Origin of the sequence: Streptomyces sp. NBC_00663 (assembly GCF_036226885.1) — a bacterium.
Classification (GTDB): domain Bacteria; phylum Actinomycetota; class Actinomycetes; order Streptomycetales; family Streptomycetaceae; genus Streptomyces.
Genome location: NZ_CP109027.1, coordinates 2,156,375 through 2,175,632, shown reverse-complemented (window position 1 = coordinate 2,175,632; position 19,258 = coordinate 2,156,375). Strand labels below are relative to the sequence as shown.

Annotated in this window: 14 protein-coding genes and 1 pseudogene; 10 read left to right on the top strand and 5 right to left on the bottom strand. The window is 71.7% G+C overall.

Annotated elements, in window-relative coordinates:
- The first annotated feature begins 20 nt into the window (after positions 1-20).
- Both OG866_RS09825 and OG866_RS09820 read left to right on the top strand, forming a co-directional pair.
- Positions 21-1,379 (top strand): M14 family zinc carboxypeptidase, encoded by a 1,359-nt coding sequence (locus OG866_RS09825; protein ID WP_329344014.1) that lies wholly within the window; start codon positions 21-23, stop codon positions 1,377-1,379.
- Entirely contained in the window at positions 1,376-1,795 is a 420-nt protein-coding gene (locus tag OG866_RS09820; RefSeq protein ID WP_329333389.1) for an SSI family serine proteinase inhibitor, read from the top strand. Before OG866_RS09825 ends, OG866_RS09820 begins: the two co-directional genes overlap by 4 nt.
- Before the next feature lie 32 nt (positions 1,796-1,827).
- Here the strand turns inward: OG866_RS09820 and OG866_RS09815 are convergent, their stop codons facing one another.
- Together OG866_RS09815 and treY are read right to left on the bottom strand one after the other, a co-directional pair.
- Positions 1,828-3,078 (bottom strand): M14 family zinc carboxypeptidase, encoded by a 1,251-nt coding sequence (locus OG866_RS09815; RefSeq protein ID WP_329333387.1) that lies wholly within the window; start codon positions 3,076-3,078, stop codon positions 1,828-1,830.
- Positions 3,079-3,457: 379 nt separating this feature from the next.
- Positions 3,458-5,806, bottom strand: coding sequence for a malto-oligosyltrehalose synthase (treY, locus tag OG866_RS09810; RefSeq protein WP_329333385.1), 2,349 nt, complete (start codon positions 5,804-5,806; stop codon positions 3,458-3,460).
- 81 nt (positions 5,807-5,887) lie between these two features.
- On the opposite strand from treY, the pseudogene OG866_RS09805 reads away from it, so the two are divergent.
- Positions 5,888-6,898, top strand: a pseudogene (locus OG866_RS09805) (MFS transporter); the annotation flags it as partial.
- A gap of 222 nt (positions 6,899-7,120) precedes the next feature.
- Here OG866_RS09805 and glgX read toward each other — a convergent pair.
- Positions 7,121-9,241 carry a glycogen debranching protein GlgX gene (glgX, locus tag OG866_RS09800; RefSeq protein WP_329333384.1) on the bottom strand — a complete coding sequence of 707 codons (2,121 nt, stop codon included), beginning with the start codon at positions 9,239-9,241 and terminating at the stop codon, positions 7,121-7,123.
- A gap of 181 nt (positions 9,242-9,422) precedes the next feature.
- Here glgX and OG866_RS09795 point away from each other — a divergent pair, with 181 nt between their 5' ends.
- The 4 genes from OG866_RS09795 (at position 9,423) to OG866_RS09780 (ending at position 13,831) form a co-directional block, all read left to right on the top strand.
- The gene (locus OG866_RS09795) at positions 9,423-10,235 is read left to right on the top strand and encodes a Tat pathway signal sequence domain protein (RefSeq protein WP_329333382.1); all 813 of its coding nucleotides are present in this window, start codon (positions 9,423-9,425) and stop codon (positions 10,233-10,235) included.
- Between the two features lie 75 nt (positions 10,236-10,310).
- Positions 10,311-11,627, top strand: coding sequence for a copper amine oxidase (locus OG866_RS09790; RefSeq protein WP_329333380.1), 1,317 nt, complete (start codon positions 10,311-10,313; stop codon positions 11,625-11,627).
- Between the two features lie 103 nt (positions 11,628-11,730).
- Positions 11,731-12,972: an SAV2148 family HEPN domain-containing protein gene (locus OG866_RS09785; protein ID WP_329333379.1), complete on the top strand. Its 1,242-nt coding sequence runs from the start codon at positions 11,731-11,733 to the stop codon at positions 12,970-12,972.
- 130 nt (positions 12,973-13,102) lie between these two features.
- A complete protein-coding gene (locus OG866_RS09780) occupies positions 13,103-13,831 on the top strand; it encodes a 3'-5' exonuclease (protein ID WP_329333376.1) in 729 nt (242 codons plus the stop codon).
- Between the two features lie 22 nt (positions 13,832-13,853).
- On the opposite strand, the gene OG866_RS09775 is transcribed toward OG866_RS09780, so the two are convergent.
- Both OG866_RS09775 and OG866_RS09770 read right to left on the bottom strand, forming a co-directional pair.
- Positions 13,854-15,065 carry a toll/interleukin-1 receptor domain-containing protein gene (locus OG866_RS09775; protein ID WP_329333374.1) on the bottom strand — a complete coding sequence of 404 codons (1,212 nt, stop codon included), beginning with the start codon at positions 15,063-15,065 and terminating at the stop codon, positions 13,854-13,856.
- Between the two features lie 32 nt (positions 15,066-15,097).
- A complete protein-coding gene (locus OG866_RS09770) occupies positions 15,098-15,961 on the bottom strand; it encodes a phosphotransferase enzyme family protein (RefSeq protein ID WP_329333372.1) in 864 nt (287 codons plus the stop codon).
- A gap of 203 nt (positions 15,962-16,164) precedes the next feature.
- Here OG866_RS09770 and OG866_RS09765 point away from each other — a divergent pair, with 203 nt between their 5' ends.
- From OG866_RS09765 to OG866_RS09755, 3 genes are read left to right on the top strand one after another with little or no spacing between them, the layout of a single operon-like run.
- Positions 16,165-17,100 (top strand): carbohydrate ABC transporter permease, encoded by a 936-nt coding sequence (locus OG866_RS09765; RefSeq protein WP_329333370.1) that lies wholly within the window; start codon positions 16,165-16,167, stop codon positions 17,098-17,100.
- The gene (locus OG866_RS09760) at positions 17,097-17,930 is read left to right on the top strand and encodes a carbohydrate ABC transporter permease (protein ID WP_329333368.1); all 834 of its coding nucleotides are present in this window, start codon (positions 17,097-17,099) and stop codon (positions 17,928-17,930) included. Before OG866_RS09765 ends, OG866_RS09760 begins: the two co-directional genes overlap by 4 nt.
- Complete coding sequence (locus OG866_RS09755) at positions 17,930-19,210, top strand: ABC transporter substrate-binding protein (RefSeq protein ID WP_329333365.1); 1,281 nt, start codon at positions 17,930-17,932, stop codon at positions 19,208-19,210. Before OG866_RS09760 ends, OG866_RS09755 begins: the two co-directional genes overlap by 1 nt.
- Positions 19,211-19,258: the final 48 nt, after the last annotated feature.

Genomic DNA, 19,258 nt, shown 5'->3' with positions numbered 1-19,258 from the left:
CCACATCGTGGAGGTGTGCCCTGACGCCCCTCCTCCGCTACCCGTCCGTCGACGAACTCGGCGCCCGTGCCGTCGCACTCGTCGCCCGCCATCCACGCGACGCCAGGCTCCGCCCCGTCGGCACCTCCCGCGCGGGCACACCCCTGTGGCTGCTCTCCGTGGGCCACGGCGCCCGGCAGGCCCTCGTCGTCGCGGGCCCGCACGCCAACGAACCCGTGGGCGGCGCCACCGTCCTGCACCTGGCCGAGAGCGCCCTCGCCGACCCCACGCTCACCGAGGCAGCCGACGCCACCTGGAACCTGCTCCTCTGCCTCGACCCCGACGGACTGCGCCGCAACGAGCGCTGGCTGCACGGCCCGTACACCCTCGGCCGCTACTTCCGGCACTTCTTCAGGCCCGGCTTCCTGGAACAGCCCGAGTGGCTGCCCGACGGCGCCGCCGCGGTCACCCTGCCCGAGACCCGCGCCCTGCTCGACCTCCAGGACGAGCTGCGGCCCTTCCTCCAGTGCTCCCTGCACGGCGTCGACGTCGGCGGCGGCTTCGTCGAGCTCACCCACGACCTGCCCGGCCTCGCCGGGCGCGTCGCCCGCATCGCGGGCCGCCTCGGCATCCCGCGCGAACTCGGCCCGTACGACACCCTGTACTGGCCCGGTCTCGGCCCCGCCGTCTACCGCATCCCGCCCCCGCGCCGCGGCGACCTGGCCGCGGCCATCACCGAGGCAGCCGTCGAGTCCACCTGGTTCCACCCCTACCGGCACGGCACCGTGACCGCGGTCGTCGAGGCCCCCATGTGGGGCGTGACCGCCGTCGAGGACGGCACCCCGCCCGTCGACGTCGACGCCGTCCTGCGCCTCGTCAGCCGTACGCTGCGGCACGACACCGGGCTCCTGGAGCGCCTCCTCGCCCGCATCCGCCCGCACATCGCCGCCGTACCGGACGCGGAACGGCTGCTCGCCCCGGTGGACGACTATTTACTGGTCTGCCCCGGTCTCGCGGACGCCTGGGACCCCGATGTCGCCGGCGCCGACGGCGGCCACCCGCTGCCGCCGCTGAGCACCGCCCATCTGGCCACCCTGCGCATCTCCGGCCGGCGCCTCGCACTGCGCACGGCGGGACTGCTGCACCAGCTCGTCACGGCCGCGGGCACCGACCCGGCCGGCGTCCTGCCCGAACTGGACCGGCTCATCGACATGTGGTGCGCCGACTACCTCGACGGCTGTGGGGCGCGCTGGATCCCCGTCGCCCGTCAGGTGGAGTACCAGGCGCGCGTGGTGCAGGCCGCGTTCGAACTGGCGGCCGGGCGGCACGCGCGCGTGGGCTCTCGTTCGGGTGAGTCGGGGTGGGGTTCCCAGACGGCCGTGCCGATGCATCTGGAATGAAGAACTGCACTGCATCGAAGGCGGCCCGGGGCGCTCTGCTCGCCGCGGCCGCCCTCCTCGTCACCGGCACGGCCCCCGCCCAGGCGACCGCGCGGGACACCCGCGCCGGCGACTGGCTCTACCTCACGGTCACCAAGGGCGACGCCCGCTCCAGCGACACCCGCGGCACCCTCCTGCTGTGCGACCCGCCCCAGGGGCACGGACACGCCGCCGAGGCCTGCGCGGACCTGGCGGCGGTCGACGGCGACATCGCGGCCCTCCCGCCGAAGGACGGCTACTGCTCGATGATCTACGCCCCGGTGACCGCACACGCGCGTGGGGAGTGGAACGGACGGCCCGTCGAGTACACCGAGACCTTCTCCAACGGATGTGTGATGGCAGGGCGCACGGGATCGGTGTTCGCCCTCGACAGCTGACCCCGCGCGCGAGGTGACGCGGCGGGCGGCGCTCACGCGGCCCGGTCGCGCGCGTGCCGCGCCGCCGCCACCACCGTGCGGGACTGGTGCTCGATCTGGTGCTCCAACGGCACCCAGCGGGCCCGGAACCGCTCCGCGAAGGCCTCGCTCCACATCGCCACGAGCCGCTCCAGCCGCGGCGCCGCACGGTCGTCGTGCTCCGTCAGCACCCGCAGCAGCATCGACGCCGCCCGCAGTGGCAGCCGCCGAGCGAACGCGTCCACACTGCCCACGTACGCGCGCGTGTTGTCGGCCGGAGCCGTGTGCATCCAGTCCGCGGCCAGTCCCGGCACCAGCTCCAGCCCCCACTTCGCGGCCCGCAGCAGCGGTCCGTCGACGCCGGGCAGCCGGGGCAGCGCGTCGGCCAGCACCCGCTCCACCTGGAGCGTGTCCTGCAACAGCCGCCCCGCCAGCCGGCGCAGCGCCACCGCCGGAGCCGGATGCGGCACCGGGTCGTCGACCAAGTCGCTCGCCCACATCGGCACCTCGACGATCGCCGTCAGACCGCCGTACCGATGAGCGTGGTACCAGGTGCTGTTGCGGGCGTCGTCCGGCATGCTCGGGTACGCCGCCCCGGCACCCGGCGAGGGCATCACATGCACGCCGGGCCCGGACGCGGGCCAGCCCGCGGCGTCCGACGCGCCTGTCTCCACCGGGATGTTGAGCTCCGCCGCGGACTTCGCGAACGGCTCGGCGAGCCCCGGTATGTCCTTGGTCAGCTGCACCCAGCTGCCGCCCAGGTCGGTGCCGTGCAGCGTCACCTGGAGGTAGGGGCGCAGCTCGTCGATGACCCCGGTCAGCGCACGCGTCTCGGGCGGCAGCCGGTCGGGCGGCAGCACCGCGGGCGACCACTCCGGCTGCTCCTGCCCCGCGGGCCGGAAGAAGCCGCGGTGGTAGTCGAACAGACTGCGCGGCGCCGGCGTCACATGCAGGCTGGCTCCGTCGGGGTCCGCGCACAGCAGGAAATGCCAGGACGTGTCCGCCCGCAACTCCCGCTCCCGGATGACCCGTTCGGCGACGTCGAGAAGGGTGGCGCCGCCGGTGGGTTCGTTGGCGTGGGCGCCGGCGACGACGAGCACGGCACGTTCCGCCCGGCCCACGGACAGCAGCAGCAGGGGCCTGCCCGCCCGTGACCGGCCGACCTGCCGCAGGGTGCACAGGGCGGGCCGATGAGCGGTCAACGCCCGTGCCGACGCGACGACTTCGGTCTCTGTGGGGTAGCGCAGCTCCGGCAGGAGACTCACCCCCGAAACATCCGCCCGGCTTCGCAATCCGCAGTACCCCACGGTCTCCGTGGACTGTCAAGGACGCACCGGGGGAGGCTCCTGGGGGCGCCCAGATGCATTGAGCGCCGACAGGAAGGCCCGTGAGTGCCGACGGGAGCCCCGGATCCCGGTGGAGCGGGGTCGCGGGCCCCGGCGCTCGACACGACGCGCGTATACGCGCGCGTACCGCGTCGTCGCGCACCGGTACGGACGCCGCCGACCCGGGCGTGAGCCGTGTGCTGCCGATCGTCACCACGCGCCGGTCGTCCGGAACAGGCCCCGGGAGCACGCGCGGGCGCGAGCCGGTCGCCGGGACGAGACCAGGGCGCACGCTGAAAGCGCGCACGCCCTGCCGCTCTCAGCCGACCCTCTCCAACAGAGCCACCGGCAGCCCCTCGAAGAGCTCCGCCACGCGTGCGTGCCCCGTGAACTCCCGCTCCGGAGCGAGCACATCGGCCCACCGCCCGGGCGGCAGCGGCAACCGGGTCTCGCCCCAGCCGCCCGCCTCCGCCAGCCGCAGCGACAGCCGGGTGACCGCGGTGACGACCTCCTTGGAGCGGGCGAACGCCAGACAGTGGGCCGCCGCCACACCCTCGGCGGCCAGTGGCGCGTACGTCGCCGATTCACCGAAGACGGCCGGCCGCCGGGCGCGCAGCCGCAGGGCCGCCGCGGTCAACGCCCCCTTCTCACCGGGCTCTTCCGGCGGGAACGCAACGGGCCGACGGTTGTCCGGGTCGACCAGCGCCCGGTACTCGGCCTCCGTGCCCTGGTAGACGTCGGGCACCCCCGGCATCGTCAGCTGGACCAGCGCCGTGCCGAGCACGTTCGCCCGCACCGACGGCTCCAGGGCGTCGCGGAAGGCCGCCACCCGCTCGCCCGGCGCCCCGCACGGTCCCGCCGCCACGAAGGCCGCCACCGCCTCCTCGTAGGGCGGTTCCTGCTCGGTCCAGCTGGTGTAGAGCCCGGCCTCGCGCACATGCTTCAGCAGCGCCCCCCGCACCCGCTCCACGCTCGCCGGCCCCAGCCCGAACACCGTCTGCCAGGCCGCCCACGCCAGCTGGGCGTCCGGGACGCCTTCACCGGTACGGGTCACCTCGGCCAGGACGTCGGCCCAGCGCTCCGGACACTCCGTGAGCACCGCCAGCGCGGCCCGCACGTCCGCGCTGCGCTTGGTGTCATGGGTGGACACCACGGTCCCGGTCGCCGGCCAGTCCCGCTGCACGCGCGCGCAGTAGGCGTGGAACTCCTCCGGGGACACCGCGGGAGCGCCGGGGTTCCCGCCCACCTCGGTCGCCGACAGCAGCGGCACATAGCGGTAGAACGCCGTGTCCTCCACGGACTTGGCGCGCAGCGCCGACGACGTCTGCGCGAACCGGGCCCGGAACTCCGTGTGCTCCGGCCCCTCTCCCACCCGCCCGAGCACCAGATCCCGTACGACGTCCACCGCGCCCGCCTCCTCCGGGACCACGAACGCCTGCCGGGCCTCCTCGGCGGCCTCCTCGGTCACGACGGACGCGGCGTCGACCGAGGCGTACGGACGGTAGACCTCCAGCCGCACCAGCAGCTCCTGGAGCGCGGTACGCAGCGCCCAGGGCGCACGGTCGCGCAGCGCGGGCTCCGGGGAGGTGGCGCACAGCCGGACCGCCACCCGCGTGAGCCGCTCGGTCTCGGCGGCCAGCTCGTGCGTGAGCACCTTGTACGCAGCCCGCCGCACCGTCGCCTCCCAGTGCCCGCCCCGATCGGTCTGCGGCGCCGCGAACCGCCGGTACTGGCCGAGGAGTTCCCCGAACCCCGCCGGGTCCGTGAACACCCCGTCCACGTGCCGCAGCGCGTCATAGCCGGTGGTCCCCGCGACGGGCCAGGCGGCCGGCAACGGCTCGCCGTCCGCGAGGATCTTCTCCACGACCGTCCAGCGCCCGCCGGTCGCCTCGTGCAGCCGCAGCAGGTACGCGTCCGGGTCGGCGAGACCGTCGGGATGGTCGATCCGCAGCCCGTCGACCACCCCCTCGTGCAGCAGCTGGAGGATCTTGGCGTGGGTCGCCTCGAACACCTCCGGCTCCTCCACCCGCACCCCGATCAGCTCCGAGATGCTGAAGAAACGCCGGTAGTTGAGCTCAGTACGGGCCAGCCGCCACCAGGCCAGGCGATACCACTGCGCGTCGAGCAGCTGCGGCAGCGGCAGGTCCCGCGTGCCCTCGCGGAGCGGGAAGACATGGTCGTAGTAGCGCAGGACGTCGCCCTCGACGACCAGCTGCTCCAGCTGCGCGCCCAGCGGCCCGCCGAGGACCGGCAGCAGCACCTGACCGCCCTGCGCCTCCCAGTCGATGTCGAACCAGCGCGCGTACGGGGACTTGGGGCCCTCCCGCAGCACCTCCCACAGGGCCCGGTTGTGGCGCGGCGCCATGGCCATGTGGTTCGGCACGATGTCCACCACCAGCCCCAGACCATGCTCCCGCGCGGTCCGCGCGAGCGCGCGCAGTCCCTCCTCGCCGCCAAGTTCGCCGCGCACGCGCGCGTGGTCGACGACGTCGTAGCCGTGCGGGGAGCCCGGGACGGCCTCCAGTACGGGGGACAGGTGCAGGTGCGAGACGCCGAGCGAGGCGAGGTACGGTACGGCCGCCGCGGCGGCGTCGAAGGGGAACTCGGGCTGTAGCTGAAGCCGGTAGGTGGCCGTCGGCACCGCCGGGTCGGGTCGCGCAGATGTCATGCAAACCTACGTACCCGCCCCACCGCCTTTCGTGTCATCGGCCCCTGCACGTCCCCACGCACGCGTGGCTAGTTTCGAGCGATGACGACCATGGGACGCACCTACCGCGAGGTCATCGGCCTGACCGGGCCCCTGCTGCCGGTGGTGTCCTTCCTGGCCCGACTGCCCACGGCCACCGTCCAGTTCGGCAGCGTCCTGCTCGTCGCCCGCACCAGCGGCTCCCTGACCGCCGCCGGGCTGACCGGCGGCGCGCTCGCACTCGGCCAGGTGGCCTGCGGCCCGCTGGTCGGCCGGCTCGCCGACCGGCACGGCCAGCGCACGGTCGTCCTCGCCTTCTCCCTCGGCAACGCGCTCGCCCTGGTCGCCCTCGTGGCCGGCGCGCTCACCCGGCTGCCTGTGCCCGCCCTCGCCCTCCTCGGCGCGGCGACCGGCGCGACCGTACCGCTGATCGGCCCGCTCGGCCGCGCCCGCCTGGTGGCTCTGGCCCGCCGCGCGCACGCCCCCGACAGCACCGTGTCGACCGCCCTCTCCTTCGAGAGCACCCTCGACGAGATCTCCTTCGTCCTCGGCCCGGCCCTGGTCGGCGTCGCCGCGGTCCTGGCCCACCCCGCCTACGCCCTCGCCGGAGCCGCCGTACTGGTCGCCGGATGCGGCAGCGCCTTCGCCCTGCACCCGACGGCGACGGGCCGCGCCGCGAAGCCGCACACCGGCCGCACCGCCCGCCCCCGCATGCCCCGTTCCGTGCACGCCCTCCGCGCCGCCCTCGCCCTCCAGGGCGCCATGTTCGGCGCCTGCCAGGCCGGCATCACCGCGCTCACCGAGCGGCTCGGGCAGCCCGACCAGGCGGGGCTCGTCTACGCCGCCATGGGAGTGATGAGCGCCGTCGCGGGCCTGTCCATGGCGGCCGTCCCCGCGCGCGTGGGGCTCGGGACGCGCTGGCGGGCGGCCACCGCGGCCGCCTTCGCGCTCTCCCTGCCGCTCCTGTGGACCGACGGCCTGGGCGCCCTGTACGCGGCCGTCACCGTCCTCGGCGTCGCCTACGCCCCGCACCTCATCACGGTGTTCGGGCTCACCGAGCGCGCGGTGCCGCCCCCACGGCTCGCCGAGTCGATGGCGTCCGCGACCAGCGCCCTCGTCGCCGGCCAGGCCCTCGCGCTGGCCGGCACCGGCCGCCTCGCCGAGACGTACGGCCCCGTCGCGGCCTTCGGTACGGCGAGCCTGGCGGCCGCACTCGCCTGCGCGACCGCACTGACGGCGCGGCCGACGCCGTACGACGGCGAGGGCACCCGCCACGCGCGCACCCACCAGCCGTCGTTAGACCGGCCGCTGCAACACCGTCATGCTCCGGTCCACCAGCGTCAGCCGGTCCCCGGCCCGTACCTTCGGGCCCGCCTCGGGTGGGATGCCGTCCGCGCGGGCGGTGTCGACCACGACCTGCCACTGGCGGCCGTGGTTGACCGGCACCACGAAGTCCAGCGTCTTGTGCGAGGCGTTGAACATCAGCAGGAACGAGTCGTCGCCGATGCGCTCCCCGCGCGGGCCGGGCTCGGAGATCGCGTTGCCGTTGAGGAACACCGAGATGGCCGACGCCTTGGCCCGGTCCCAGTCCCGCTGGGTCATCTCCTCGCCCTCATGGGTGAACCAGGCGATGTCCGACAGCTCGTCGTGGGTCCCCTCCACGGGCCGGCCGTGGAAGAAGCGCCGCCTGCGGAAGACCGGATGGTCCCGGCGCAGCCACACCATCGCGCGCGTGAAGGCCAGCAGATCGCCGAAGACCTCGCCGCCCTCCTCCGGCCAGTCCACCCACGCCAGCTCGCTGTCCTGGCAGTAGGCGTTGTTGTTGCCGCGCTGGGTGCGGGCGAACTCGTCGCCGTGACTGAGCATCGGCACGCCCTGGGACAGCATCAGCGTCGCCACGAAGTTGCGCATCTGGCGGGCGCGCAGCTCCAGGACGTGCGGGTCGTCGGTGGCGCCCTCGGCCCCGCAGTTCCAGGACCGGTTGTGGCTCTCGCCGTCCCGGTTCTCCTCGCCGTTGGCCATGTTGTGCTTGTCGTTGTACGCGACGAGGTCGTGCAGCGTGAAACCGTCGTGACAGGTCACGAAGTTGATGGAGGCGAGCGGGCGCCGGCCGTCGTCCTGGTAGAGATCCGAGGAGCCGGTCAGCCGGGACGCGAACTCCGCGACCGCGCGCCGCTCACCGCGCCACAGGTCGCGCACGGTATCCCGGTACTTGCCGTTCCACTCGGTCCACAACGGCGGGAAGTTGCCCACCTGGTAGCCGCCCTCGCCGACGTCCCACGGCTCGGCGATCAGCTTCACCTGGGAGACCACCGGGTCCTGCTGCACCAGGTCGAAGAACGACGACAGCCGGTCCACCTCGTGGAACTGCCGGGCCAGGGTCGCCGCGAGGTCGAAGCGGAAGCCGTCGACATGCATCTCGGTGACCCAGTACCTGAGCGAGTCCATGATCAGCTGGAGGACGTGCGGGGAGCGCATCAGCAGGGAGTTGCCGGTGCCCGTGGTGTCCATGTAGTAGCGGGGATCGTCGGTGAGGCGGTAGTACGACGGGTTGTCCAGGCCCCGGAAGGACAGCGTCGGACCCAGGTGGTTGCCCTCGGCGGTGTGGTTGTAGACCACGTCGAGAATGACCTCGATCCCGGCCTCGTGCAGTGCCCGGACCGCCGACTTGAACTCCAGGACCTGCTGGCCGCGGTCGCCCCAGGAGGCGTACGCGTTGTGCGGGGCGAAGAAACCGATCGTGTTGTAGCCCCAGTAGTTGTTCAGCCCCATGTCGACCAGCCGGTGGTCGTTGACGAACTGATGGACCGGCATCAGCTCCAGCGCCGTCACGCCCAGCTCCGTCAGATGCTCCAGGATCGCCGGATGCGCGAGGGCGGCGTAGGTGCCGCGCAGCTCCTCGGGCAGACCCGGGTGGCGCATGGTGAGGCCCTTCACATGGGCCTCGTAGATCACCGTGTGGTGGTAGTCGGTGCGCGGACGGCGGTCGTCGCCCCAGTCGAAGTACGGGTTGACCACGACCGAGCTCATGGTGTGCGGGGCGGAGTCCAGGTCATTGCGTTTCTCGGGCGCGTCGAAGTGGTAGCCGTAGACCTCCTCGCCCCACTGGATCGAACCGCTGATCGCGCGCGCGTACGGATCGAGCAGCAGCTTCGCCGAGTTGCAGCGCAGTCCGCGCTCCGGGGCGTACGGCCCGTGCACCCGGAATCCATAACGCTGTCCCGGCATCACGCCGGGCAGATACGCGTGCCGTACGAACGCGTCGGACTCGCGCAGTTCCACCGCCGTCTCCGAGCCGTCGTCGTGCAGCAGACACAGCTCAACTCGGTTCGCGGCCTCGGTGAAGACCGCGAAGTTCGTGCCGGCGCCGTCGTACGTGGCACCGAGTGGATATGCCTCTCCAGGCCAGACCTGCATGGACACGACTCTTTCAGCTCGTCGCCGCCGCCGGGGCTCCTTGACCACGAGTCTCCCCGAAAGTGATGGAACCTCCTATGACTTACGTCCCTCTTACCGATCGACCAGTGCATACGAGGTATGCCGAAAAGTGTGGGGCAAACACGTACTCCCGGGATCGAAGGGGGAGTAGGGGGAAGATGTGCGCGAGATAGTGCGCCGCCACCTGGGCAAGGTGGTGGCCGGTGCGGCCATTGCGGTGGCCTCGACCGCCGTGATGGTCGGCATCACGCTGCCGGGGACGGCGGGTGCCGACGAAACGGGCGGGACCAAGGGCGACGGCACAGCGGCCGCAGCCCAGCAGCTGGGGCAGGACGAGCAGGGCGCGCCCGTCGCGCCGGGCGTCGTCCAGGCGGCCCCGGACGAAGGGGACAAGGGCAAGGGCGGCGACCCGCTGACCGACGACGAGATCGCGCGGGCCCAGAAACTCGCCGTGAACCGGCAGACGTTCGCCGCGAGCGAGAACGCGGCGGGTGAGCGCGGTCCGCAGCAGCTGACCGTCGACCTCGCCGAACAGGAGGCCGGCGGCACGGACACGTCCCGGCGCGCCGACGTGTCGTACTACGACTACCGGGACGACACCCTCGTCACCAAGACCGTCGACCTGGACACCGGCAAGGTCGTGGACTCCGCCGAGCAGCAGGGCGTCCAGCCGCCGCTGAGCCGCGCCGAGAGCAGTGAGGCGGCGGCCCTGCTGATCGCCGACCCGCTCGGGGCCGGCCTCAAGGCCGACTACAAGGACGCCATGGGCAAGGAGCTCACCTCTGCGGACCAGCTGCGGCTGAGCGGTGGCGTCTACCGGGCCACGCCCGGCGCTCAGTCCGCCGTACTCGACCAGTGCGGCGAGCACCGCTGCGTGCGGCTGTTCACGAAGGTCAAGAACGGGCCGTGGATCGACACCACGTCCCTGGTGATCGACCTGAGCGCCCACAAGGTGGGCGAGCTCAAGCGCTGAGCTGACCACTCGGCTGCTGAGCCCAACTCCGTCCAGTTTTCGAACTCGCACCTCCTGCAAGGGAGTCACTTCTTCATGCGCGTCACCAGAATCAGCCCTGCCCGCGGCCGGACGGCGGCCCTCGGCCTCGCCGTCGCCGCGCTGGCCGCCGGTCTGACGACCGGGGCCGGACCGGCCACCGCCCAGCCGCAGAGCGCCGCCGCGGCGGCGCCCGACTGTAGCGCCGCCTTCCGCATCGAGCAGAAGCTCTCCAGCGGCACCACCTGGCGGATGTGCTGGCGCTACGACAGCAAGGCCGGCCTCGTCCTGGACGACATCTCCTACCAGCCCAAGGGAGAGGCCGCTCCGATCAAGGTCCTCAACAGCGCCCGCCTCGGCCAGATCCACGTCCCCTACGACGACGGCGGCAACGAGTACGACGACCTGACGGGCCAGGACTTCGCCAAGGACCTGATGAACCTGGCGCCCGCCGAGTGCCCGGGCGGCACCATCAAGACCGTCAAGATCCCGGACCCCTACCCGGAGCAGAACCCCAACGTCAAGGGTCTGTGCACCACCACCCGCTCCCGCGGCCACGCCTACCGTATGCAGGGCGACACCGCGAACAAGGTCTTCCAGGCCCAGGGCAAGGACCTCCTCGTCTACACGGTCAACCAGGTCGGCTGGTACGAGTACATGACCGAGTGGCGCTTCCAGGACGACGGCACCATCAACATGAACGTCGGCGCGACCGGCACCCTCTCGCCGTTCGACTACGACGCGGGTGACGGCAAGGGCTGGCCCATCGGCAAGGGCGCCGCCAAGGACAAGGCCACCAGCCACAGCCACAACGTCTTCTGGCGCCTGGACTTCGCCCTCGACGGCTCCACCAAGAACCGGGTCGAGCAGTACGACTCGACGGTCACCCCGCGCGGCGCGGACACCCCGACCACCAAGACCACCCGCACCAAGGTCACCAAGGAACTCGCGGGCGACGCCAAGACGTACCGCTGGTGGCGGGTGGTCAGTGCGACCGGCAAGAACAAGGACAACCACGCGCGCTCGTACGAGTTCGTCCCCGGCCCCACCACCCGCTACCCGGGCCGCAGTTACACCAAGCACGACATCTACTTCACCCAGTACAACAAGTGCGAACTGTTCTCCAGCAACAACCCGCGCTGCGACAGCGCTCACCCCAAGTCGGTCGACAAGTGGGTCAACGGCCAGACCCTCACGCACCCCGTGGCCTGGGTCAACGTCGGCTTCCACCACATCGCCCGGGACGAGGACCAGCAGCCGATGCCGGTCCACTGGCAGGGCTTCTCGATCGCCCCGCGTGACGTCACCGCTATGAATCCGCTCACTCCGGCGGAGCTCGCCGGGCAGAACGGCAACTACTTGGGCGGTAGTTGAGAAACGACCCTGTCCATCCGGCTGCACCGCCGACCGGTCCCGGAGTACCCTTCCTTGATCGTTGGGACGGGGAGAGCTCGGGGGAGCGGAAGGCGGTGCGCGGGTGGGCTCGGGAGGGCTGGAGTTGCCCCCTGGTGACGAGGGTCACGAGGGGAACTCCGCAGACGTCCCGCCCGGCACGGTGTCGCTGGCCCGGCCCATGGACGCCGCCGGTTCCATCGGGCCGGAGCTGGACTGGGACGCCGACGCCTGGCGCGAGGTGCGTACGCGCGCCCAGCGAGCCGGCCGGGCCTACATCTGGCTGAACCTCGTCGAACAGCGGTTGCGCGCGGTCGTGGCCGCTGTTCTGCGTCCCATCTACGAACCCGTCCACGGCGACGACTGGGTCGTGGCCGCCGCCGGACCGGCCGGCCAGGAATGGGTGCAGCGCGCGGTCGCCGTACGTGAAGTCAGCCGCCGCAAGGGCTACTTGCTCGACCCGGCCGACGACAACGTCCTCAGCTTCCTCACCCTGCCGCAGCTGCGCGAGCTGATGGTGCAGCACTGGCCGTGCTTCGAGCCCTACTTCGACGAGCGCCGGGACGTCGAACTCGCCCTGGACGAACTGGAAGTGACCCGCAACGTCGTCTCCCGCAACCGGGCCCTGTCCGAGGCCGTCCTCGGCCAGGCCGAACGGGCCTCGGCGCGGCTGCTTGAGATACTCGGCGCGGGCGGTGACGTGCCCTCCGCGCGCCGGCTGCCGGTGGACGCGGTCGAGGACCTCGTCGGCGACCGGTACGCGGACGTGGTCGCCGTGCACCCCGACCGGGTGCGGCTGCTGCGGCAGTTCCCCGCCGAGGACATCTTCGGCGGCGCCCGCCGCCTCGACGCGGTCGGCATCGGCCTCAACCTCCTCGTCCAGAACTTCTCCGGCCGGCGCCTGGTCCGGCTCGCCGAGGCGGGCTGCCGGGTGCGGCTGCTCTTCCTCAACCCCGCCTCCAGCGCGGTCAAGCGGCGCGAGCGGGAACTCGGTATGAGGCGGGGCGAGTTGAGCCGGGCCGTCGAGATGAACATCCTGCACATGCGCCGGGTGCGGTCCAAGCTCCGCGACCCGGGCGCCTTCGAGATCCAGGTCTACGACGAGACCCCGCGCCACGCCGCCTACCTCGTGGACGGCGACGGCACGGACGGGATCGCCGTCGTGCAGTCCTATCTGCGGCGCTCGCGAGGCATGGAGGCGCCGGTGCTGGTGCTGCGCCACGGGAACAAGGTCGTCAAGCCGGGCGAAATGGACGAGAGCGGTCTCTTCCCGACGTATCGCGAGGAGTTCGAGACGGCTTGGGTGGATTCGCGACCGGTGTCGTGAAAGTCCCCGGCGGGGCGGTGAAGAAAGTCGCCGGCGGGGCGCCAAGCGGAACGCGGTCCTCTGATTGTCAGTGGCGCATGGGATCGTGGAGACCACTGGGGGAAAGCACCACCAAGAAGGGGGACCGCCCATGGGCTGGCACCGGGAGCTGCTGATCGGCTTCGACCTGGAGACGACCGGCACCGATCCGCGCGAGGCGCGCATCGTCACGGGAGCCGTGATCGAGGTGAGGGCCGGGCAGGTCATGGGACACCGCGAGTGGCTCGCGGACCCGGGCGTGGAGATCCCGGCGGACGCGGTCGCGGTCCACGGGATCAGCAACGAACGCGCGACCGCCGAGGGCAGGCCGGCCGACCAGGTCGCCGACGCCATCGCGGACGTACTGGTGTCGTACTGGAAGACGGGCGTCCCGGTCGTCGCCTACAACGCGGCCTTCGACCTGACCCTGCTCTCCGCGGAACTCCACCGCCACGACCTCCCCTCCCTCCGGGACCGCCTGGGCGGCCTCGACCCGGCCCCGGTCGTCGACCCGTACACCATCGACCGCGCCGTCGACCGCTACCGCCGCGGCAAGCGCAACCTCGAAGCGGTCTGCGGGGAGTACGGAGTCCCGCTCGACTCCGCCCACGACGCCTCGGCCGACGCCCTCGCCGCGGCCCGCCTCGCCGGCGCGATAGCCGACCGCCACCCCAAGATCGCGGCCCTCGGCCCGGCGGAACTGCACCGCCGCCAGATCGAGTGGTACGCGGACTGGGCGGCGGACTTCCAGAAGTTCCTGCGCGGCAAGGGCGAGACGGACGCGGTGGTGGACGGCACCTGGCCCCTGCGCGAGCTGACGGCGGCCGACGAGACGGTCTGACGCCCTGGGCGGCGCCGCTCTGTCAGTGGTGACCGACGTTGCGGTAGTCGGCCAGGCTCCAGCCCGCGTACTCCACCGAGGCGACGATCTCGTCGGGCGTGCGAGTGTTCCATACGATCCGTGCCGCCAATTGCGGAAGGCCGTACAGCAGCCAGTCCGTCTCCCCGATCTCCACCTGCGGAGTGGCCAGTCCGTAGCGCAGCAACTGCTTGGAGGAGTCGCTGAATCTGTCGGCCGGGAACAGCGCGACCGTGCTGTCCTTCGATCCGGGGGCGTCAAAACCGAGTTCGAGCCACGTTGATGCGGTCGTCGAACGCAGTGCCCACAGTCTGAATCCACGTTCGTGGATTCCCGGAGCGGTGGCTTGCAGCCGGTCTGCCATCTCGCCGGCTTCGGCACACGCCGACGCCCCGTCACCCAGCGCGGGGCTCACGGCCGTACGCCAGTCACGTGTGAGTTTCAGCAGTTCCGATCCCAGAGTGAGCCGGAAGAGCCGCTGCACGATCTCGACAAGATGCTCGAGAGCGTCTTCGGGGCTCCAGTGCTGCTGGACGAGAGGGCGTGCCCGGTCGATGAAAAGCGGCAGGAAGACATCGTGCTTGGCGATGCTCTCGGCCAGACGTCCCACCGTGCGCTGCTGCTGCGCCATCATCTGGTCGCGATATTCCGCATCCGTTCCGGCCGCGTAGTGCACGGTCGCCTCGGCGGCACCCAGGATCACGTTCTCGGGATCGATCAGAAGTCGCCGCGACAGTGGCTCGCCCGTAGCAACCACCCGTACGGGACTCTGCTCCAACTCGTAGGGCGCGAGCGGGTTCACCTGTAGCGTCGCCACGGCCTGCATGGCCGTCTTCCGGATCACCGAAAGGGTGGAGGGATCGAGAGGATCACGCACCGGAAGATAGCCCCACGCGGAGACCTGATCCGGTGGCACGGTGTCGCCGAAGACGAGAGGCAGGACGACCGGCCGCTTCGCCCGTGCCCTGGTCGCCCACTCGAATTCCCTCCGCACCCAGGCCGATACGGCGGACGTCCTGGTCACCAACTGGACGAAGACCTCGCAGTCGGCGATACGGGCGGGCAGTACCTCCTCCAGGGGCTGCCCGAGGAGGCTGGACTCATCCTCCTTGCGGACCTGCATGCCGCAGTCAGCGAGGTGATCCGCGACCTGCTGTGCGGCGGTCTGGTCGGCGTAGCTGTATGAGACGAAGACGCGTGGGCCCGCGCCGCGCATGGGGCATAAGAAGTCGGCCACCGGTCACCCTCTCAGAACGGATACCACCGCACCGTCTCATCCCCGTCCCGCAAGGACTTCACCCGTCGCTCGAACTCCGCCAGCGCCTGTGGATTGCTCGGTGCGTGCTGGGCCACCCAGGCGCAGCTTGCCGTCTCCCGGGCGCCCCGGAGTACCGAGCAACCCTCCCACTCCCGGACGTCCCAGCCGTACGCCCGGGTGAAGTTGTCGTAGGCCGGCGTCGGCAGTCCGTACCGGTCGTGCGACAGCGCCATCACCACCAGGTCGTGTTCACGCAGGTCCGCGGAGAAGGTCTCCAGGTCGACCAGGACCGGGCCGCCCGGGCCCACGTGCACATTGCGGGGGAGGGCGTCTCCGTGGATGGGGCCGCGGGGAAGGTGCGGGGTGAGCGCTGCGGCGGCCGCAGCGAAGCCGTCGCGGCGCTCGCGCAGATACGCCGCGTCCGCGGGGTCGATCGCCTCGCCGGCCAGCCGCAGCCAGCGTTCCACACCGCCCAGCAGCTCGCGGGGCGGCAGCTCGAAGGAGGGGAGGGGCAGCGCGTGGACCACCCGTAGCAGTTCGGCCAAATCCCGGGGCTCTGCGGGCCGTACGGCATCGGGCATCCGGTGCCACACCGTCACCGGGTGCCCCGCGACGAGCAGCGGCTTGGGCTCGGCGGCCCGCACCGCGGGCACCTCGGCCTCGGCGAGCCACAGCGCGATGTCCAGCTCCCGGCGCGCCCGGTCCAGGAGTTCGGCGTCCCGGCCCACCTTGACGACCAGGTCACCGGCGGCGAACACGGCGTTCTCACCGAGCGCGAGCAGCCGCGCCTCCCCGGCCGCCCCGGGGAGCACCCCCGCCTCGGCCAGTACCTCCCGCGCCCGTGCCTCGTCCATCGTCCGCCTCCGTGTCCCGTTCCTGCCGCCGCGCGTGCGCACAGCGCGCACAGGGCGTCGAGTTCCCGCCATCCGGCGCCCAGTCTCGCATTCGTACAGGTCGGACGGTGTGCGCGATGCCTTGACGGCGCATACCCCCTTCACGACCATGACCGGGGCCCGCCGGTCCGGAGTGTCCCGAGCCGTGGTGAGGAGCCGATCACGTGACATCGCTGACCGCGACGAAGCGGTCGACGCGGGGTGCGCCACGCGCCGACGGGGGCCGCAGGGCAGTGGACCGCGGCGCCTGGTTCCTGGTGCTGCCCGCGCTGATCCCGATCCTCGTGCTGAGCGTCGGACCGCTGCTCTACGGCATCCTCCTGGCGTTCACCGACGCCCAGTCGGGGCGCACCCGGTCCACCCAGTGGATCGGCGGCCTCAACTTCCAGGACCTGCTGCACGACACGCTGTTCTGGGAGTCGTTCCGGATCGGCCTGGTGTGGGCCGTCGGGGTGACCGTGCCGCAGTTCCTGCTGGGGCTCGGCCTCGCCCTGCTGCTCAACCAGGACCTCAGACTGCGCTGGCTGGCCCGCGCCCTGGCGATCATCCCGTGGGCCATGCCCGAGGTCGTCGTCGGTGTCATGTGGCGGCTCGTCTACAACCCCGACGCGGGCGTCCTCAACGAGACCCTGCGCGACCTCGGCCTCGGTGACGGCCGAGACTGGCTCGCGGGGCTGTCCACCGCCCTGCCCGCCGTCATCGTCGTCGGCGTGTGGGCCGGGATGCCGCAGACCACGGTCGCCCTGCTCGCCGGCCTCCAGAACACCCCGCGCGAACTGCACGAGGCGGCGGCGATGGACGGCGCGGGCGCCTGGCGCCGCTTCCTGACGGTCACCTGGCCCGCCCTGCGGCCGGTCGCCCTGTCGATCACCGCGCTCAACTTCATCTGGAACTTCAACTCCTTCGCCCTGGTCTACGTCCTGACCAGCGGCGGACCCGGCGGCCGTACCCGCCTGCCGATGCTCTTCGCCTACGAAGAGGCCTTCCGTTACGGCCAGTTCGGCTACGCGGCGGCCATGGGCTGTGTGATGGTCGCCGTGATCTCGGTGCTGCTCGCCGTCTTCCTCGTCGGCCGGCTGAGGGGAGGTGACGAGGCATGAGGACCAGCACCACGGGCCGCGTCGGACAGTACGTCGCCCTGCTCGCGTATCTCGTCTTCCTCGCCTTCCCGTTCCTGTGGCTGATCTCCATCGCGTTCAAGTCGCCCCGGGAACTGGGCAGTCTGCACCCCACCTGGATCCCACGGGACCCCACCCTCGACAACTTCCGGCAGGCCTTCGACGAACAGCCGCTCCTGCGCGCCGCGGGCAACTCCCTGCTGGCCGCGCTCGGCGCCGCCGTGATCGCCGTACTGATCGCGACACCGCTCGCGTATGTGATGGCCCGGCGCCGCACCCTGCTCGCGCGGGCGGCGACGGGATGGGTGGTGGTCAGCCAGGCGTTCCCGCTGGTGCTGGTGATCATCCCGCTGTTCCTGGTGCTGAAGAACCTGCGGCTGATCAACTCGCTGTTCGGGCTGGTGCTGGTGTACGTGGTGTGGGCGCTGCCGTTCGCGCTGTGGATGCTGGTCGGCTATGTGCGGGCGGTGCCCGAGGAGTTGGAGGAGGCGGCGGCCGTCGACGGTGCCGGGCGGCTGCGGACGCTGGTGTCGGTGACCGCGCCGCTGCTGGCGCCGGGGATCGTGGCGACGGCGCTGTTCGCGTTCATCACCGCGTGGAACGAGTTCTTCTTCGCGCTGGTCCTGCTGAAGACCCCGGAGAAACAGACACTGCCGGTCGTCCTCACCCACTTCATCGGCGCGGAGGGCGTCGCCGACCTGGGACCGCTGGCCGCGGCGGCGTTCCTCGCGACGCTGCCCTCACTGGTCGTCTTCGCCCTCATCCAACGGCGGATCACGAGCGGCATGCTGGCCGGGGCGGTGAAGAGCTGATGCGGACGAAATGGCTCATCGGGCTGGTGCTGGCCCTGCTCCTCACGGGCTGCACCGGCAGTGACAGCGGGAAGAACGACGGCTCTGTCACCCTCCGCTTCCAGTCCCTGGCCTGGCAGGAGGAGTCCGTCGCCGCCAACCAGCAGCTGGTGAAGGAGTGGAACGCGACCCACCCGGACGTCAAGGTCGAATACGTCCAGGGCAGTTGGGACAGCGTCCACGACCAGCTCCTCACCTCCTTCGAGGGCGGCGAGGCGCCCGACATCATCCACGACGCCTCCGACGACCTCGCGGACTTCGCCTACGGCGGCTATCTCGCCGACCTGACCGACCTGCTGCCCGCGCGGCTCAAGTCGGACATCCCGCAGCGCAGTTGGGAGACGGCGACCTTCGGGGACGGCATCTACGGCGTGCCCTTCCTCCAGGAGCCGAGGGTCCTCATCGCCAACGCCACGTGGCTGAAGGAGTCGGGAGTGCGCATTCCGACGCCCGACAAGCCCTGGAGCTGGACCGAATTCCGGCGGATCACCGGGGAACTCGGCGGCGACGGGACGTACGGCATCGCCTGGCCCCTCAAGGAGCCCGTCTCGGCCACGCTCAACCTGTCCCTGTCCGCGGGCGGACAGCTCTTCCACCGGAGCGCCGACGGCAAGGTGACCATCCGCTTCGAGAAGGGCGACGAGGTCGTCCCGCGCACCGTCCACGACCAGGCGAACACCGACCACAGCGCCTCGCCCACCACCCTGGGCAGCAGCGGCTCCGACACCCTGCCCGGCTTCTTCGGCGGCAAGTACGCGATGGTGCCGCTCGGCTTCTCCTACCGCCAGCAGATCGTGCAGCAGGCCCCGAAGGGCTTCGACTGGCAGGTGCTGCCCGCCCCGGCCGGTGCCGACGGGCTCAGCCAGGGCGTCAGCCCGCAGACGCTGTCCGTCGCCGAGGACAGCCCCCACAAGAAGGAGGCCGTCGAGTTCATCGACTACCTGCTCCAGCCGAAGAACATGGTGCGCCTCGCGCTCGGCGACTGGATGCTGCCCACCGGCACGCAGGCGCTGAAGGCCCCCGCCCTGCACACCACCGAGAACGGCTGGGCCACCGGCACCGCCCTCGCCGCCCACCTCCGCTCGGCGCCCGCCCAGTCCGTGCGCGGCTACCCCGAGTGGAAGGACAAGGTCGCGACCCCGGCGTTCCAGGAGTACTACAGCGGGGCGATCGGCCTCGACGAACTGCGCGCACGCCTGGAGAAGGACGGCAACCTGGTCCTGGCCCGCTACCAGCGCTGAAGAGAGGGAGCCTCAGCGGCTGAAGCGAGCGAGCCCCGACGGCTGAAG